This is a genomic window from Rhizobium sp. Leaf453 (genome assembly GCF_001425605.1).
Lineage (GTDB): Bacteria > Pseudomonadota > Alphaproteobacteria > Rhizobiales > Rhizobiaceae > Pararhizobium.
Window position 1 is genome coordinate 23,507 of record NZ_LMRG01000003.1, and the last position, 18,527, is coordinate 42,033.

Here is an 18,527-nt window from a genome sequence, read left to right on the forward strand (position 1 = left end):
AAAGCCGCATGCCGATTATTGCCAATGCGGCCCGCATTTTCGGTGAAAATTGCATTCCCGCTTAAACCGCGCAAGTTTCATTCCGAGGCGCCACCATTGGTCTCGCGCACCACATTCATCTGTTTTCGTTCGCGCGCCATGTCGCTGACGACGGTGCGAAGGCGGGGATGGCGCGCCATGAACATATTGAAGTCACGGCGGTCGAGCTTGAGGAACTGGCAGAAATCGACGGCGATCACGTCAGCCGTACGCAGCCCGCCGCTGAGAAGCGCCATTTCGCCGAAGAACGCGCCCGCCTCCAGCGGAACAGAGCCGGCTTCCAGGCGCACCTCCACCGTGCCCGCCGAGATGAAATACATGGCGTCACCCCGCTCGCCGACGCGGATCACCTTGTCGCCCGGTTCAGCGGAGTCCGGCCGAAACAGGAGAAGCAGTTCTTCCAACGCATGCTCATCGACCTGCGAGAACAGGGGGAACATGCTGACCAGTTGCTGCTTCTTTAGCTGTTGCTGGCTTTCCTTCTCCTCCACCCGCGCCTTGACGATCTCGAGTTCGCGGCTGAGGGCGGCCAGCTTGCTTGCGCCGTGGGTTGCGACGAATGTGGGGGCGGTCTTGCCAAGCATGGCCTTGAGTTTGCCGGCAGCCCAGAAAAGCAAGGGGTTGAGCGTGATCGAGAGGATCGCGCCGGCGAGAATGAGATCGTGTCCCTCCTGCGACAGAAGACCGAGCGAGATGCCGAGTCCCGCCACGATGAAGGAAAATTCACCGATCTGCCCGAGGCTCGCCCCGACTGTCAGCGCCATCGACATGGGATAGCGCAGCGCCAGCACGACACCGATGGCGATGATCGATTTGCCGAGCGTGATCAGCGCCACGATTGCAAGGACATTCAGCGGTTGCTGAATCAAGATATGCGGATTGAACAGCATGCCGACGGAAACGAAGAACAGCACGGAAAAGGCATTCTGCAGCGGCAGCGAATCGGCAGCCGCCCGGTGGCTCAGATGCGATTCGCTCATGATGACGCCGGCGAAGAAGGCGCCGAGCGCGAAGGATACGCCGAAGATCGCGGCTGACCCGAAGGCCAGCCCCACGGCGGTCGCAAGCACCGTCAGCGTGAACAGTTCGCGCGAGCCGGTCCGCGCCACCAGCGTCAGGATCCAGGGTACGATCCGTGGACCGAGAATGATGGCGAGCGCGGCAAAGGCCGCAAGCTTCACCACCGTCATGGCAATGGTCAGCATGACATCCATGCCGCCGCTGGCCGGCGTGGCATGAGAGTTTGCAGCGTGAGACACCACAGCCTCGCCATCGCCCAGCACCTGCGCCAGGATCGGCAGCAGAACCAGCGCCAGCACCATGGCCAGATCCTCAACGATCAGCCAGCCGATCGCGACGCGTCCATTCGGCGAATTGACGAGATTTCGCTCCTCCAGTGCCTTCAGCAGTACGACGGTACTGGCGACGGAAATGCTCAGCCCGAAGACAAGCCCGGCGCCGAGGCTCCAGCCCCACAGCGTGGTCAGTCCCATGCCAAGCAGCGTCGCCAGAACGATCTGGCCGATCGCACCGGGAATGGCGACACCGCGCACCGCGATCAGGTCCGAGGCGGAAAAGTGCAGACCGACACCGAACATCAGCAGGATTACGCCGATTTCGGCGAGTTGCGCGGCCATCGCGCTATCGGCGGCGATACCCGGCGTAAACGGCCCGATCATGATGCCGGCAACGAGATATCCGACAAGCGGCGGCAGGCGAAGTCGGTCGGCGCAGTAGCCAAAAGCCGCCGCCAGCACGAAGCTGACCGCGACGGTCGTTACCAAAGCCATATCCTGATGCACGCGCTACTCCCGACTGCCAAGCTCATTCGTCACTGCAATTTCTCCATCGTAAGCCGTCTATTGCCAGCCGATAAAGGTGCAGATTGAAAAAAGGCAGTTTATTTGCTCGAAAGCCATGACAGTCCAGCGTGCGGAAACCATAATTGCCTATTTTTTAATGCAAGGATATAATCGCTACTAATATAGGCATTGCCAAGATTGCTGCACTGCGTCATGTATGCGCCATGGCTTATCTGGACCTCACCATTCTTGTGATCGACGAGAACGCGATTCGTGCGTCCATCATCGAGGAAGGACTGCGTGAAGCAGGACATGCCAAGGTCACTGTGGTGCATGAGGTCAACGGCATCGCACGGATCATCGAGACACTGCAGCCGGATGTCATCTTCATCGACCTCGAAAACCCGAACCGGGACATGATGGAGCACCTGTTCCAGTTGACGCGCACGCTCAGCCGGCCGATCGCCATGTTCGTGGATCGGTCCGACACAGCCTCCATCGAGGCAGCGGTCGATGCCGGCGTGTCGGCCTATATTGTCGACGGCCTGAAGAAGGAGCGCGTCAAGCCGATCCTCGACATGGCCGTCAGTCGCTTCAACGCCTTCTCGCGTCTGCAGCGGGAATTGGCAGATGCCAAGTCGGCGCTGGAGGAGCGAAAGATCGTGGAGCGCGCCAAGGGAATCTTGATGAAAATGCGAGGCCTTTCGGAGGAGCAAGCCTATGCGCTGCTGCGCCAGACAGCCATGAACGAAAAGAAGAAATTGTCCGACATCGCCCAGAGCGTCGTCACCGCCGCAGGGCTGTTGATGTAACAGTCGGATTGCCCAGGGAGGCAGTGGAGTGAACATGATGTCGAAATCCTCGGATCCCTCCGGCGGCCCGCGCGGCGGCAATAGCCATGTCGCGGCACCCGGCCGACTGACCGGGGAAGGCCCGCGCACGCTGCGCGCCGGCTTTATTCCGCTGGTCGATGCATCGGTGCTGATCGCGGCAGCGGAATTTGGCTTCGCACAGAAGGAGGGCATCCTGCTCGATCTCGTCCGCGATGTATCCTGGGCCAATGTGCGCGACCGCCTCGCCTTCCGGCAGTTCGACATCGCCCACATGCTGTCGCCCATGCCAGTTGCGTCGATGCTGGGCCTCGGCTCCAATCCGTCACCGACCATCACCCCGTTTTCGCTCGGCCGCGGTGGCAATGCCATCACTCTGTCCACCCGTCTCTATGCACGCATGCGACAGGAGACCGGCATAACGGAAACCGCAGGCGCGCTGGAAAATGCCCGGGCGCTGGCCACGGTAATCAGGGGCATGAAGGCACAGGGCGAATCCCTGCCGACGCTCGGTGTCACATACCCCTTCTCCTCGCACAATTATGAATTCCGCTACTGGCTGGCGGCCGGCGGCATTGATCCGGACAACGACATCAGGCTCGTCGTTGTACCGCCGTCGATGACATCGGATGCGCTCGCCGCCGGCGCCATTGACGGCTTCTGCGTCGGCGCGCCCTGGAACATGGTCGCCTCCGAACGCGGCGTCGGCCGCATTGTCGCAACCAAGCAGGACATATGGCCGTCGGCACCAGAAAAGGTGATCGGCATGCGGCCGGACTGGGCGGAGACCCACCCGGAAACCGTATCCCGCCTGATCGTCGCGCTCGACGCCGCCGCACGTTGGTGCGATGATCCCGGCAATCACGACGCGCTGTCCGAAGCGCTGGCGGACAGCCGCTATATCTCCGCACCGATCGGCATCATCCGCCGAGTGCTGGCTGGCGAGTTCAATCTCGACGCGCGCGGCAACAAGCGCGTCATCACCAACTACTTCACTTTCCACACCGGCGCCGCCAACTATCCGCGACCAAGTCAGGCGCTGTGGCTCTACAGTCAGATGGTCCGCTGGGGGCAGGCGGAGCTTTCGCCCGAGGGCATGGCCGCCGCCGCGTCCGCCTACAGGCCGGACATCTACCGATCAGCCCTCGGCCCGGAGGCCGCGCCGGCGAATGCCGACGCGCGGATAGAGGGAGCGTCAGACGGTGATCGCTTCCTGGATGGGCAGGTCTTCGACCCCGATGCGATGGCTGCCTATATCGCCGCATTTCCAGTCAAAGCCGAGATGCGGAACATACGTTTCGGCGAGGAAATCTGACCGACCGTCCTTTCGCATTGCACAAAAATTCCACTGCGATGTCGGCAACGCAAAAGCAAAAGCCGAAATTTTTTGCACGAAAACATGGTGGTTAAAATTTAGGCGAACCCATGAATTCCGTGAAAAATCATTCGATTTCAATATCCTAATATTTCGTCTCAAAACTGGCATGCGCATTGCATGACATAAATCGTAGCGGTCAATGGCGACCGCTGTAAGCCGAGCCCGGAGACATGGGTTCGCAGTGACACCGACGTCGCAAGGTTTTTGCAGTCCGGGATGGATCATCCCGAAGGCGCAATCTCCGAGCGGCGTTTTTTATTGCCCATTTTCCTGTAGCCCGAGGGGACCGACGGATGACCGATAAATTGACGGATGCCATGAAGACAGTGCTGGCCGGGGCGACGGCCATCTGTTCCGCCCTGACAATCGGCGCCTTTGCCACGCACGCGTCCGCCGAAACACTGTCGCTTGAGAAAGACGAACTGAAACTCGGCTTCATCAAGCTGACCGACATGGCGCCGCTGGCGATTGCCTATGAAAAGGGCTTCTTCGAGGACGAAGGCCTCTATGTCACGCTCGAGCCGCAGGCCAACTGGAAGGTCCTGCTCGACCGCGTCATCACCGGCGAACTCGACGGCGCCCACATGCTGGCTGGCCAGCCGCTCGCCGCAACCATTGGCTATGGCACCAAGGCGCATATCGTCACGCCGTTTTCCATGGATCTCAACGGCAACGGCATCACCGTCTCCAATGCGATCTGGGACATGATGAAGCCCAACGTGCCGGCCGGCGCCGATGGCAAGCCTGCACATCCGATCAAGGCCGACGCCCTGAAGCCAGTCGTCGACAAGTTCAAGGCTGAGGGCAAGCCATTCAATCTCGGCATGGTCTTCCCGGTTTCCACCCATAACTACGAACTGCGCTACTGGCTGGCATCCGGCGGCATCAATCCCGGTTACTATTCGCCGGCCGACGTTTCCGGCCAGATCATGGGCGACGCGCTTCTGTCCGTGACGCCGCCGCCGCAGATGCCGGCAACGCTCGAAGCCGGAACGATCCTCGGCTATTCCGTCGGCGAACCCTGGAACCAGGCCGCCGTCTTCAAGGGCATCGGCGTTCCCGTCGTCACCGACTATGAAATCTGGAAGAACAATCCGGAAAAGGTGTTCGGCCTGACAGAAGAGTTCGTTGAGCAGAACCCCAACACGACGCTCGCCTTGACCAAGGCACTGATCCGCGCAGCGCAGTGGCTTGACGAAAACAACAATGCCAACCGAGCCGAGGCCGTCGAAATCCTCTCCCGCAAGGAATATGTCGGCGCCGACGCCAAGGTCATCGCCAATTCCATGACCGGAACCTTCGAATACGAGAAGGGCGACAAGCGCGACATCCCGGACTTCAACGTCTTCTTCCGCCATAACGCCACCTATCCCTTCTACTCCGACGCCATCTGGTACCTGACGCAGATGCGCCGCTGGGGCCAGATTCCGGAATTCAAGGACGACGTCTGGTACGCCGAAACGGCCAAGTCCGTCTACAAGCCTGATGTCTACCTGAAAGCCGCCAAGATGCTGGTCGAGGAAGGCAAGGCCAAGGATGCCGACTTCCCTTGGAACAGCGATGGCTACAAGCCAGCGACCACCGATTTCATCGACGGCGTCAGCTACGACGGCAAGCAGCCCAATGCCTACATCGACAGCCTGAAACTCGGCCTTAAGGGCCAGCAGAAAGTCGAAGGCTCCGAGATCGTCGGCGGCTGATCCACCTTTTCCCGATACCTACAAGGCAAGCTTAAATGGCCCACGCAACCGATAGCATCGATACCGGCAAGCTCGACAGCGCCATGCGCCGGGAACGCCTCTTCCAGCGCATCAACAAGGCCGCCACCTGGCTCAACATTCTCGGACTCGGCTGGGTAACGCCGCTGCTGAGGATCGCGGCAGGCGACAGTGTTCGCGAGCAGATGGCGGAAATCCGCAAGACGCTCATCATCCCGCTCGCCGGCATCCTGTTCTTCCTGGTTGCGTGGGGCGTTCTCGCCCCGACGGTCAAGACATCGCTCGGCGCCGTTCCCGGCCCGGTCGAAGTCTTCGAACAGGCCGGCGCCCTCTGGGACGATCACTTCGCCGAGCGTGAAAAGGCCGCCGCCTTCTACCAGCGCCAGGACGAGCGGAATGCCAAGCTCGTTGCCGAAGGCAAGCCGGATGAGGTCAAACACCGGACCTATACCGGCAAGCCGACCTATCTCGACCAGATCCTGACGTCGTTGCTCACCGTCGGCCTCGGCTTCCTGATCGGCAGCGTGATCGCCATTCCGCTCGGTATAGCGTCTGGCCTGTCGCGCACCATCAACGGCGCGATCAACCCGCTGATCCAGATCTTCAAGCCGGTCTCTCCGCTCGCCTGGCTGCCGATCGTCACCATGATCGTCTCGGCGCTCTACGTGAACCCGTCCGACCTGCTGCCGAAGTCGCTGGTGATTTCGGCCGTCACCGTCACTCTCTGTTCGCTGTGGCCGACGCTGATCAACACCGCGCTCGGTGTCGCGTCTATCGACAAGGATCTCGTCAATGTCGGCAAGGTTCTGCAGCTTTCGACGGCAACGACGATCCGCAAGCTGGTTCTGCCATCCGCCCTGCCGCTGATCTTCACTGGCCTGAGACTCGCACTCGGCGTGGGCTGGATGGTGTTGATCGCCGCTGAAATGCTGGCGCAGAATCCGGGCCTTGGAAAATTCGTCTGGGATGAATTCCAGAACGGCTCGGAGACCTCGCTCGCCCGCATCATGGTCGCGGTTCTCACCATCGGCATCATCGGCTTCGCCCTGGACCGCATCATGTACGCACTCCAGTCCGCCTTCACCTTCTCGGCCAATCGCTAAGGGAACGATGATGACCATTCTCGAACTCAGCGACGTCTCGAAATCCTACGGCCAGGGAAAGAGCCGCAATGACGTTCTCACGAACGTCAACCTGAAGGTGAAGGAAGGCGAGTTCATTGCCATTGTCGGCTTCTCCGGCGCGGGCAAGACCACGCTGATCTCTCTCCTCGCCGGCCTCATCAAGCCGGATTCGGGCGTCGTTCTCTTCAACGACAGGGAAATCACCGGCCCCGGCCCGGAACGCGGCGTGGTGTTCCAGTCCTATTCCCTCATGCCCTGGCTGACGGTCGATCAGAACGTGTCGCTTGCCGTCGACAGCGTCTTCAAGTCGAAGACCAAAACTGAACGTCGGGACATCGTCTCGCGGTATGTCGCCATGGTCGGCCTTGCCCATGCCAGGGACCGCAAGCCCGCAGAACTTTCCGGCGGCATGCGCCAGCGCGTTGCCGTGGCACGCGCCTTGGCGATGCAGCCGCAAGTCCTGCTGATGGATGAGCCTCTTTCGGCACTTGACGCGCTCACCCGCTCGAAGCTGCAGGATGAGTTCGCCGCGATTTCCGAACAGGAGAAAAAGACGATCATTCTCGTCACCAACGATGTCGACGAGGCGATCCTGCTGGCCGACCGCATCATTCCGCTGACGCCCGGCCCGAATGCAACGCTTGGCCCGAGCTTCGATGTCACCCTGTCGCGCCCGCGTGACCGTGCCGAAATGAATTCCGACCCCGACTTCATCCGCCTGCGCGCCGAGGTTACTGCTTATCTGATGGATGTTGGCGCCGACCGGAATACGTCTGTCGGTCGCATCATCGAACTGCCGAACGTCATCCCGATCACCCAGAAGCCGATGAAGGACAAGCTGCCGGCGGCTTACGAGCGCGCCGCCCGGACCGTGGTCGAACGGCGCTTCGTTGAATTCTCGGAGGTCCGCAAGACCTATGCGACGCCGAAAGGTCCGCTGACCGTCGTCGATGGTTTCGACCTGAAGATCAACAAGGGCGAATTCATTTCGGTCATCGGCCATTCCGGCTGCGGCAAGTCCACCGTCCTGTCGATGGCGGCCGGCCTCAACTCGATCTCCGGCGGCGGCATCATTCTCGACGGGAAGGAAATCTCCGGCGCCGGACCCGACCGGGCTGTCGTGTTCCAGTCGCCCTCGCTGATGCCTTGGCTGACGGCCCGCGAAAACGTGGCGCTGGGCGTCGACCGGGTCTATCCGACCGCGTCGCCCGCCGAACGCAAGGACATCGTCGAATATTATCTGGAGAAAGTCGGCCTCGGTGATTCCATGCACCGCGTCGCCGCCGACCTGTCGAACGGCATGAAGCAGCGCGTCGGCATTGCCCGTGCTTTCGCGCTCTCCCCCAAGCTGCTGCTGCTCGATGAGCCCTTCGGCATGCTCGACAGCCTGACCCGCTGGGAACTGCAGGAAGTCCTGATGGACGTCTGGGCGCGCACCAAGGTCACGGCCATCTGCGTGACCCATGATGTCGACGAAGCGATCCTGCTCGCCGACCGCGTCGTGATGATGTCGAACGGCCCGAACGCCCGCATCGGCAACATCATGGACGTCAATCTGCCACGCCCGCGCAGCCGCAAGGCCCTGCTCGCCCATCGCGACTACTACGCCTATCGCGAAGAACTCATCGACTTCCTCGAAGCCTATGAGGGCGGGGCCAACCCTTCGCCCGAACACCTCGAAACCATCCGTCAGAAGCGTGCCGCCCGTCTGGACGAGACCGGCAGCGCTCTTCCCAGAACAGCAGCGGAGTAACCGACATGACCCAGAAACTCGTCGTCATCGGCAATGGCATGGCGCCCGGGCGCATGCTGGAGCACCTGCTTGAACAAGCCCCCGGACAATACAACGTCACGATCTTCAATGCCGAACCGCGCGTCAATTACGACCGCATCATGCTTTCCCCCGTCCTGTCGGGCGAAAAGACCTATGAGCAGATCGTCATCCACGGCGACGGCTGGTACATCGAGCATGGCATCACCCTCTACAAGGGCCACAAGATCGTCGCCATCGACCGCGACAGGAAGACCGTCACCTCCGATCACGGCGTCACCGAAAGCTACGACAAGCTGGTCATTGCCACCGGCTCCGTCCCCTTCATCATCCCGGTTCCCGGTAAGGACCTGCCCGGCGTCATCACCTACCGCGACCTCGACGACGTGCAGGCCATGCTGCTCGCCGCCCAGTCGCGCGAAAAGGCAATCGTCATCGGCGGCGGCCTGCTCGGCCTCGAAGCGGCGGCGGGTCTCGCCTCGCGCGGCATGGATGTTACCGTCCTGCATGTCATGCCGACACTGATGGAGCGCCAGCTCGATCCGGCCGCCGGCTACCTCCTGCAGAAGGCCGTCGAGGAACGCGGCATCAAGGTCATCTGCAAGGCCAACACCAAGGCGATCATCGGCGATGGCAGGGTCGAGGGCATCGAACTCGACGACGGCCGGATCATCCCGGCGACGCTGGTTGTCATGGCTGTTGGTATCCGCCCGAATTCGGGCCTCGCCCGGGAGGCAGGCCTCGCTGTCAACCGCGGCATTGTCGTCGATTCCGGCATGCAGACATCGGATGGCGACATCCTGGCGCTCGGCGAATGCGCCGAGGTCGGCGGCATGGTCTACGGCCTCGTTGCCCCGCTCTACGAAATGGCGCGCATTGCCGCATCGCATCTGGCTGGGGACCGCTCGCCCGCCTTCGTTCATTCCGATACGCCGACAAAGCTCAAGGTCACCGGCATCAACCTCTTCTCGCTCGGCGATTTCGCCGATGGCGACGACCGCGAGGAGATCGTGCTGCGCGATGCCACCGCCGGCGTCTACAAGCGGCTGGTGCTGAAGGACAACCGCATCATCGGCACCGTGCTCTACGGCGAAACCGCCGATGGCGCCTGGTTCAACGACCTGAAGAAGAAAGCCACCGATATTTCCGAGATGCGCGAAACGCTCATCTTCGGACAGGCCTACCAGGGAGGGTCCCCGCTGGACCCTACGGCGGCCGTTGCAGCCTTGCCGGATGATGCGGAAATCTGCGGCTGCAACGGCGTTTGCAAGGGCAAGATCACGGGTGCGATCACATCCAAGGGCCTGACGTCGCTGGACGATGTCCGCGCCCACACCAAGGCTTCCGCCTCCTGCGGTTCCTGCACCGGCCTGGTCGAACAGTTGATGACCATCACGCTCGGCGAAGCCTACAATCCGGCCGCCGTCCAGCCGATGTGCAAATGCACCGAACTCGGCCATGACGATGTCCGCCGCCTGATCAAGGCGAAAGGGCTGAAGACGATCCCGGCCGTCATGCAGGAACTGGAATGGAAAACCTCCTGCGGCTGCGCCAAATGCCGCCCGGCGCTGAACTATTACCTCGTCTGCGACTGGCCGGATGAGTACGCCGACGACTACCAGTCCCGCTTCATCAACGAACGCGTCCACGCCAATATCCAGAAGGACGGCACCTATTCGGTGGTTCCGCGCATGTGGGGCGGCGTGACCAATGCGGGTGAACTGCGCGCCATCGCCGATGTCGTCGACAAGTTCGAAATCCCGCTGGTCAAGGTCACCGGCGGTCAGCGCATCGACCTTCTCGGCATCGAGAAGGAAGACCTGCCCGCCGTCTGGGCCGATCTCGGCAAGGCCGGCTTCATCTCGGGCCAAGCCTATGCCAAGGGTCTGCGCACGGTGAAAACCTGCGTTGGTTCCGACTGGTGCCGCTTCGGCACGCAGGATTCGACCGGGCTCGGCATCCGCATCGAGAAATTCATGTGGGGTTCCTGGACACCGGCCAAGCTGAAGATGGCCGTGTCCGGCTGTCCGCGAAACTGCGCCGAAGCGACCTGCAAGGATATCGGCGTCATCTGCGTCGATAGCGGCTTCGAAATCCACTTCGCGGGTGCGGCCGGTCTCGACATCAAGGGCACGGAAGTGCTTGGCCTCGTGAAAACCGAGGACGATGCGCTGGAGCATATCGTGGCGCTCACCCAGATGTACCGCGAGCAGGCCCGCTATCTCGAGCGCATCTACAAATGGGCCAAGCGCATCGGCCTGGAGGAGATCCGCCGCCAGATCATGGGCGATGCAGAGAAGCGCCAGGCCTACTACGACCGCTTCGTCTTTTCCCAGAAATTCGCCCAGGTCGATCCCTGGTCGGAGCGCGTCTCCGGCAAGGACAAGCATGAATTCCGGCCGATGGCGACGGTTGGTTATCCGGAAGCTGCGGAGTGATGGACATGAACTGGATCGCAATCGGCAACATTTCCGACATCCCGCTGCGCGGCGCGCGCTGCGTCAAGACCCCGCAGGGCAAGATCGCAGTGTTCCGCACCAGCGAAAACGAGGTCTTCGCCATCGAGGATCACTGCCCGCACAAGGGAGGACCGCTGAGCCAAGGCATCGTCCACGGCAACGCCGTGACCTGCCCGCTGCACAACTGGGTCATCTCGCTCGAAACCGGCAAGGCGCTGGGTGCCGATGAGGGCGAGGTGCGCACGATCCGGGTGCGCAACGACGACGGCGCGCTCTCCATCGCGCTCGAAAGCCTGATGATGGCGGCGGAATGACCTGATGACAGTGCTCGTGGCAGTACCCCCCTCTGTCGCTTCGCGACATCTCCCCCTCAAGGGCGGAGATGGGACCGCGCATGCCGCCTCGCGTGGTGAACTCAACGCTCTCAGCGCACAGATCGCCAATGGAGGACGAAGATGGCGCTGCGCGCTCCCGATCTCTCCCCTTGAGGGGGAGATGTCAGCAAGGCTGACAGAGGGGGGTGAAAGCCACGAGTACGGAATGACCGGAGGACACGCCCATGTCCACTGAAACCAAAACCACCTGCCCCTATTGCGGTGTCGGCTGCGGCGTCATTGCCAAGGTCGATGACATCGGCACGGTGACCGTCAAGGGCGACCCAGATCACCCCGCCAATTTCGGCCGGCTCTGTTCCAAGGGCTCGGCGCTCGCCGAAACCATCGATCTCGACGGACGTGTACTCCATCCCCAGATCGGCAGGCAGCGGGCAAGCTGGGATGAGGCGCTGGATCTTGTCGCCACCCGTTTCTCAGAAACCATTGCCGAGTATGGCCCGGACTCGGTCGCCTTCTACGTCTCCGGCCAGTTGCTGACGGAGGACTACTACCTCGCCAACAAGCTGATGAAGGGCTTCATCGGCTCGGCCAATATCGACACCAATTCGCGGCTTTGCATGTCCTCGTCCGTCGCCGGCCATCGCCGCGCTTTCGGGGCGGATACGGTTCCCGGTACCTATCAGGATATCGAACTCGCCGATCTCGTCATCCTCACCGGATCGAACCTCGCTTGGTGCCATCCGGTCATCTACCAGCGCCTCGCCGCCGCCAAGGCCGCCCGGCCGGGCATGAAAATTGTCGTCATCGACCCGCGCCGCACGATGACCGCCGATATTGCCGACATGCATCTGGCGATCCGCCCCGATGGCGATGTCGCGCTCTTCATGGGCCTGCTCGCCCATCTCACCAGCACCGCCGCGATCGACCAGAACTATATCGGCCGCCATACCAACGGTTTCGCCGGAGCTTTCGCAGCCGCGTCGGCTCTGGATATTGGCGAACTGATGGAACGCACCGGCTTGCCGTCGATGCAGCTCCGTCAATTCTTCCGGCTATTTGAGGAAACCGAAAACGTCGTCACCTGCTACAGCCAGGGCGTCAACCAGTCGGCCTCCGGCACCGACAAGGTCAATGCCATCATCAATTGCCACCTCGCCACCGGCCGCATCGGCCGGCCGGGCATGGGGCCTTTTTCGCTCACCGGCCAGCCGAATGCCATGGGCGGCCGCGAGGTCGGCGGTCTCGCCAACATGCTTGCTGCCCATATGGCGATCGAGAATGCCGAGGATTGCGACCGCGTCCAGCGTTTCTGGGCCTCGCCGGCCATTGCCCGCAAGCCCGGCCTGAAGGCGGTCGATATGTTCCGCGCAGTCGCCGACGGACGCATCAAGGCACTCTGGATCATGGCGACAAACCCGGTCGTCTCGATGCCGGATGCCGATGCCGTCGCGGCCGCGATCGCCGCCTGTCCCTTCGTCGTCGTCTCCGACGTGCTGCAGCAGACGGACACGACACCGTTCGCCCATGTGCTCCTGCCCTCGCTCGGCTGGGGCGAGAAGAACGGCACGGTCACGAATTCCGAACGCCGCATTTCCCGCCAACGCGATTTTCTTGGCTCCCCCGGCGAGGCGAAGGCCGACTGGTGGCAGATGGCCGAAGTTGGACGCCGCATGGGTTTTGCCGGCGCGTTCCCCTATTCCTCCGCCGCGGAAGTGTTTGCCGAACACGCCGCCCTCTCGGCCTTCGAAAATATGGGAAGCCGTGATTTCGACATCGGCGCACACGCGCGGATCGCGCCCGACACCTATGATGCGCTGATGCCATTCCAGTGGCCGCAGCCGCAACATGAGGCACCACGCGTGACCCGCTTCTTCGCGGACGGAGGCTTCTTCCACCCAGACCGCAAGGCCCGTTTCATCGCGGTCGCTGCACCTGTTTCCGACCGCACCAGCCCGGATTTTCCGCTGACCCTGAACACCGGCCGCATCCGCGACCAGTGGCATACGATGACACGAACCGGAAAGAGCGCCCGGCTCTCCGCCCATATCGCCGAGCCTTATGTCGAAATTCACCCGCGCGATGCGATGGAAAACGGCATTGCCAGCGCGGCCCTTGTCGAAATCGAAAGCCTCTATGGCAAGGCCGTCGTGCGTGCCCTCGTCACCGACCGGCAGGCGCGGGGTAGCCTGTTCGTGCCGATGCACTGGAACGGCCAGTTCGCCGCCAAGGCGCGGATCGACACGGTCGTTGCGCCACTGACCGATCCCGTATCCGGCCAGCCGGCCTCGAAGAATGTCGCGGTGGCGGCGCGGCGTTTCCCGGTTTCGCATTACGGTTTCGCCGTCTCCACCACCAAGCCCGAGCATCCGGGCAGCGCCTATTGGGCGATGGCGAAGGCCGAAGGCGGATGGCGGATGGAGCTTGCCTTCGATGACGCGCCGCAGGATTGGACGGCCTGGTGCCGGGCACGGTTCGACATCCCCACTAACATCGAACCCCTCGGCTATGCGGATGCGCAGACCGGCGATCTGCGCCTTGCCTTCTTCGACGGCAACCGGCTGCTGGCCGCCCTTTTCATCGCTCGCCAACCCGTCGCCGTCGCCCGCAACTGGGCAATCGAACAGCTCACCGCTGCGCATACGGAAATGGCCAAACGTTTCGCTGTCGTTGCGGGACGCCCAGGTGCCGGCCGCATGGATCCCGGCGCCACCGTCTGTTCCTGCATGAATGTCGGCGTCAACCAGATCATCGCCGCCGTCCGCGGCGGATGTCACAGCGTCGAAGCCGTCGGCAAGGAAACCAATGCCGGCACCAATTGCGGCTCCTGCCGCGGAGAAATCAGGGGGATCATCGATGGATGTCTTGCAGCTGCTGCCGAGTGACCGCAATGCCACGCCCGCCCGCATGGCGCCGCTCGCCAAGCTTCCGATCTTCTGGGCGCTCGAAGGGAAGCGCGTCATCGTCGCAGGCGGATCGGACGCCGCCGCCTGGAAAGCGGAACTGCTGGCCGCCTGCGGCGCCGAGGTGCATGTCTACGCCGAGGACCTGGGCGAGACCTTCGCCAGCCTCATCGCCCGCGACACGCAATCGAGCGAAGGCAGGTTCCATCATCACGCCATGCATTGGTCGCCACAGTCGTTTGCGGGCGCGGCTATCGCCATCGCCGACTGCGAAGACGAATCGACAGCCGCCACCTTCCATACTGACGCTTGCAAGGCCGGCGTTCCCGTCAATGTCATCGACAAGCCGCACTATTGCCAGTTCCAGTTCGGTTCGATCGTCAACCGTTCCCCCGTCGTCGTGGCCATCTCGACTGACGGCGCTGCTCCAATCCTTGCCCAGGCAATCCGCCGCCGCATCGAAACGCTGCTGCCGCCATCATTGAAGTCATGGGCAACGCTGGCGCATACGATCCGAGAAAAGGTCAATTCTCGGGTGAGCCCCGGCGCCCCACGCCGCGTCTTCTGGGAGAAATTTGTGGATCGCGCCTTCGGTCCTGAACCGGAAGCCGGTACGGAACACGACCTTCTTTCTTCAGCCGAGAGGCTGGAAACATCCGTCCGAAACTCTGTTGGCCAAGTCACACTGGTCGGCGCCGGTCCCGGCGATTCGGAACTGCTAACGCTCAAGGCGGTTCGTGCCCTGCAGGCCGCTGACGTCATCCTGTTCGACGATCTCGTCTCCGACGAGGTGCTGGAGCTTGCCCGTCGCGAGGCCAAGCGGATGCTGGTCGGAAAACGCGGCGGCCGCGAAAGCTGCAAGCAGGAAGACATCAACGCCACGATGGTCTCGCTCGCCAAAGCGGGAAAGCGCGTCGTCCGCCTGAAATCCGGCGATCCGATGATCTTCGGTCGCGCGGGCGAGGAAATCGCCTGCCTGGAAAAGGAAGGCATTCCCGTCGATGTCGTGCCCGGCATCACATCGGCCAGCGCCATGGCCGCACGGCTCGGCGTTTCGCTGACGCATCGCGATCATGCACAGGCCGTCCGTTTCGTTACTGGCCATTCCCGCGCTGGACACCTGCCAACCAATCTCGACTGGCAGAACTTGGCGGAGGCCGCGACCACGACGATCTTCTACATGGGCGGACGCACTGCCGGCCAGATCCAGACCCGGCTCTTGTCTGCAGGCATGGATGACCTGACGCCCGCCGTCGTCGTCAGCGCGATCACCCGCGAGAACGAAACACGCTGGGTCGGAACGCTCAACGGCCTTGCCGACGCAGTCGCGCGGATCGGCGTCGATAATCCGGTGTTGATTGGGATCGGCAACGCCTTTTCGCATGCTCGAAAGACCGCAGAAGAGCCATCGGCAAATTTCACCGCACGGCAGGCTTCAGTCTGATGCAGATACTCGCAACGCTTCTCCTCAGTCTCGCCATTGCCTGCAGCTGGAGCCGGTTCCGGACGATCTTTTCCCAGACGACCGACACCGCGATCCTGCTGTCGCCCGCTACGGCGCTTGCCAGTACCATCTGCCTGACGGCCTCCGCCCTCGCCTTTGCCAGTCAGGATATCCGCATCGGCCTGGTCACCATCGCACTCGGATTGGTCTTGGCAGCCCTTCTCAGCGATAGTCGCATAAGCCCGTCTGCGCGCGTAACCGTCGCCACGATCAGCCTGCTTGGTTACGCCATTCTGAGTGTTGCGCACTGAACCTGTGCCGCAACATGACGGAACAACCTGTCCATCCGCACGTTTGCACGGATGCTTGAACAGGAAATGATGTAATGCAAATGGCCATGCGCGCTGTCTTTGTGGTGATTGTTGGATCGATCCTCAGCATCCTCGCGATCAAATATGCCGAGAACGACCTCGATACGGCAGTCCCCATGCTCGATCCTGCGGCGGTTTCACAGCCGACGTGAGCCGTGTCTTAAGCCTAATCGCCACCGGCAGACAAAAAGAGCCTTGCTGAAAAATCGCCACATTCGAAAGCCACCCGTATCGCCTCCGGGATTCCGCTGGATCATCGTAAGCGCGGCTACATTTTATGGAGGATGGAGCTGACGGGCTGCTCCCTTCGCGTGCGGGAATGATGTATGTTTCAGAATGGGATGGGGGAGGATAGCGTATGAAGCAATGGCTAAACGAACCGATGCTTCCACACCATGTGGAGCTTTGCCAGCGCGTGTTCGATACCGCACGGAAAGCCCGCAAGATTTCCGCCGACAGCGATGCCAACAATCCTGTGGCCGCCTTGGTGCTGACGCTCTACCGTCACGGCGTCTGGGATGAGGCCGAATTGCTGAAGCGCACGCTGAGGGCGCTGGACGAAAAATCCTGATCCGCGCTTGATGCCCGGCTAGTTCGCAACCAGCCGAAGCGCGGTTTTCGAATCCGCTCCGGCAAGGAAGAGCTTGGTCTCCTCCACTCTCCATGAAAGACCGTGCTTCAACACCTCGAAGAACTTGCCTTCCTGATCCATCACGGCGGGCACACAGATTTTCCGAGTCGCGCCTGGCGGCGAAAACGTGATCTCCTTGCCGGATAGCCCGAACGTTCCGGTATAGCTGTTGCAGCCCGCAAAGCCGGCATAAGTGCCGTCGTCGTTGATCTCCAGCGTCGTTTGCAGGAAGTCGATGACACCACCGCCGTTGATATCCTCCGCGAGCCATTGCCCCACCAGTTCCGTCGGTACGGAGCCTGCGGACACGGTCGATACCGACGCCGGATCGATCAGCACGCAGCCACAGCCGAGAAACAGGGCAAGTTTCAGCACGGGGCATCCTTTCCGGCAGACGATCAGTGTGATCATCGCGTTTGATTCGCATCCTGCGACCTTATCGCCCTCCCCTTGTTCGAAGCCACCCTTGTTGACATTCGCGTTCACCTGTAGAGCCTAGCAAATAGAAAAAGAACAACGGGATTTGGCCATGACTTCCGGCGCCGCCGACACACGCCGATTGACGATCTTGGGCTCGACGGGCTCGATCGGCACCAGCACCCTCGACGTGATCAGACAGCTTGGCGGGCGCGAGCGGTTCGAGATCGCCGCGCTGACCGGCAGTGGCAATATCGATCTTCTGGCCGAACAGGCAAAATCCTTCGGTGCGGAACTGGCTGTTACGGCGGATGAAGGCCAGTATGAAAATCTGAAGTCGGCGCTCGCCGGCACCGGCATCGAGGTCGCGGCGGGTCGCAATGGCCTGATCGAGGCGGCCGAGCGCAATGCCGGCTGGGTCATGGCCGCCATCGTCGGGACGGCCGGCCTTGCCCCGACACTGGCCGCCGCCCGGCGTGGCGCCGATATCGCCCTTGCCAACAAGGAGTGCCTCGTTTCCGCCGGCGACCTTTTCATCCGGGCCGTTTCCGAGGGCGGCGGCAAGCTGCTGCCGGTGGATAGCGAACACAATGCCATCTATCAGGTGCTGGAAGAGCACCAGCGCCATGCCGTCGAACGCATCATCCTGACCGCGTCCGGCGGCCCGTTCCGCAAGTCGTCACTGGCGGAGATGCGCGACGTTACCGCCGCCACCGCCCGCGCCCACCCCAACTGGTCGATGGGCCTGAAGATTTCCATCGACAGCGCATCCATGTTCAACAAGGCGCTGGAAATGATCGAGGCGAAGCACCTGTTCCGCATGCGCCCGGACCAGATCGAGGTCATCGTCCATCCGCAATCGGTGATCCATTCGATGGTCGGCTACAGCGACGGTTCGGTGCTGGCGCAACTCGGCTGTCCGGACATGCGCACCGCAATCGGCTATGCCCTCTCACACCCCGCCCGCCCGCAGCTCGACGTGCAGCGGCTGGATTTCGCCAAGCTGTCCCGGCTGGATTTCGAGGCTCCGGACGAAGAGCGCTTTCCGGCGCTGCGGCTGGCGCGGCTGGCGATGGAACGCGGCGGTGCCCAGGGCGCCATCCTTAACGGCGCCAAGGAAGTGGCGCTTGAGGCCTTCATCGGCGGCCATGTCGGCTTCCTGCAGATGGCGGAAATCACCGAAACGGTGATGGATGCGTTATCGGGCCTGCCGGCGGCAACGACGATGGACGATGTCTTCCTCGCCGACGAGGAGGCCCGGCGGATCGCGAGAACCGAGGTCGAGCAGACGGCCGCGGCGGCCTGACC

General features: G+C 62.1%; 15 protein-coding genes. 13 read left to right on the forward strand and 2 right to left on the reverse strand.

The genetic code is table 11. The features are described 5' to 3' along the window. Nucleotides 1–77: 77 nt before the first annotated feature. Nucleotides 78–1,829, reverse strand: coding sequence for a cation:proton antiporter (locus tag ASG68_RS05815; RefSeq protein ID WP_413813992.1), 1,752 nt, complete (start codon nt 1,827–1,829; stop codon nt 78–80). Nucleotides 1,830–2,065: 236 nt separating this feature from the next. On the opposite strand from ASG68_RS05815, the gene ASG68_RS05820 reads away from it, so the two are divergent. The 12 genes from ASG68_RS05820 to ASG68_RS05870 all read left to right on the forward strand — a co-directional run bounded on the left by ASG68_RS05820 (nt 2,066) and on the right by ASG68_RS05870 (nt 16,742). Next, complete coding sequence (locus tag ASG68_RS05820; RefSeq protein WP_062577508.1) at nt 2,066–2,653, forward strand: ANTAR domain-containing response regulator; 588 nt, start codon at nt 2,066–2,068, stop codon at nt 2,651–2,653. Between the two features lie 34 nt (nt 2,654–2,687). Next, nucleotides 2,688–3,986 (forward strand): ABC transporter substrate-binding protein, encoded by a 1,299-nt coding sequence (locus tag ASG68_RS05825; RefSeq protein WP_062577509.1) that lies wholly within the window; start codon nt 2,688–2,690, stop codon nt 3,984–3,986. Between the two features lie 356 nt (nt 3,987–4,342). Then, nucleotides 4,343–5,749: a CmpA/NrtA family ABC transporter substrate-binding protein gene (locus ASG68_RS05830; protein WP_062577511.1), complete on the forward strand. Its 1,407-nt coding sequence runs from the start codon at nt 4,343–4,345 to the stop codon at nt 5,747–5,749. Between the two features lie 35 nt (nt 5,750–5,784). Continuing rightward, a complete protein-coding gene (locus ASG68_RS05835) occupies nt 5,785–6,870 on the forward strand; it encodes an ABC transporter permease (protein WP_062577512.1) in 1,086 nt (361 codons plus the stop codon). 10 nt (nt 6,871–6,880) lie between these two features. Further along, entirely contained in the window at nt 6,881–8,644 is a 1,764-nt protein-coding gene (locus ASG68_RS05840) for an ABC transporter ATP-binding protein (RefSeq protein WP_062577513.1), read from the forward strand. Nucleotides 8,645–8,649: 5 nt separating this feature from the next. After that, entirely contained in the window at nt 8,650–11,100 is a 2,451-nt protein-coding gene (gene nirB, locus ASG68_RS05845; RefSeq protein WP_062577515.1) for a nitrite reductase large subunit NirB, read from the forward strand. Then, nucleotides 11,100–11,435 (forward strand): nitrite reductase small subunit NirD, encoded by a 336-nt coding sequence (gene nirD, locus ASG68_RS05850; protein ID WP_062577517.1) that lies wholly within the window; start codon nt 11,100–11,102, stop codon nt 11,433–11,435. The genes nirB and nirD overlap by 1 nt, the downstream gene beginning before the upstream one ends. Before the next feature lie 245 nt (nt 11,436–11,680). Beyond that, entirely contained in the window at nt 11,681–14,338 is a 2,658-nt protein-coding gene (locus tag ASG68_RS05855; RefSeq protein WP_062603950.1) for a nitrate reductase, read from the forward strand. After that, a complete protein-coding gene (gene cysG / locus ASG68_RS05860; RefSeq protein ID WP_062577521.1) occupies nt 14,310–15,800 on the forward strand; it encodes a siroheme synthase CysG in 1,491 nt (496 codons plus the stop codon). The genes ASG68_RS05855 and cysG overlap by 29 nt, the downstream gene beginning before the upstream one ends. Beyond that, entirely contained in the window at nt 15,800–16,111 is a 312-nt protein-coding gene (locus ASG68_RS05865) for a hypothetical protein (protein WP_062577522.1), read from the forward strand. The genes cysG and ASG68_RS05865 overlap by 1 nt, the downstream gene beginning before the upstream one ends. Nucleotides 16,112–16,185: 74 nt before the next feature. Next, nucleotides 16,186–16,323, forward strand: coding sequence for a hypothetical protein (locus ASG68_RS31125; RefSeq protein WP_156373946.1), 138 nt, complete (start codon nt 16,186–16,188; stop codon nt 16,321–16,323). Between the two features lie 206 nt (nt 16,324–16,529). Further along, on the forward strand, nt 16,530–16,742 hold the full coding sequence (locus ASG68_RS05870) for a hypothetical protein (RefSeq protein ID WP_062577524.1): 213 nt from the start codon (nt 16,530–16,532) through the stop codon (nt 16,740–16,742). Between the two features lie 18 nt (nt 16,743–16,760). Here the strand turns inward: ASG68_RS05870 and ASG68_RS05875 are convergent, their stop codons facing one another. Then, nucleotides 16,761–17,177 (reverse strand): META domain-containing protein, encoded by a 417-nt coding sequence (locus ASG68_RS05875; protein WP_244484119.1) that lies wholly within the window; start codon nt 17,175–17,177, stop codon nt 16,761–16,763. Nucleotides 17,178–17,331: 154 nt separating this feature from the next. On the opposite strand from ASG68_RS05875, the gene dxr reads away from it, so the two are divergent. Continuing rightward, complete coding sequence (dxr, locus tag ASG68_RS05880) at nt 17,332–18,525, forward strand: 1-deoxy-D-xylulose-5-phosphate reductoisomerase (protein ID WP_062577528.1); 1,194 nt, start codon at nt 17,332–17,334, stop codon at nt 18,523–18,525. Nucleotides 18,526–18,527: the final 2 nt, after the last annotated feature.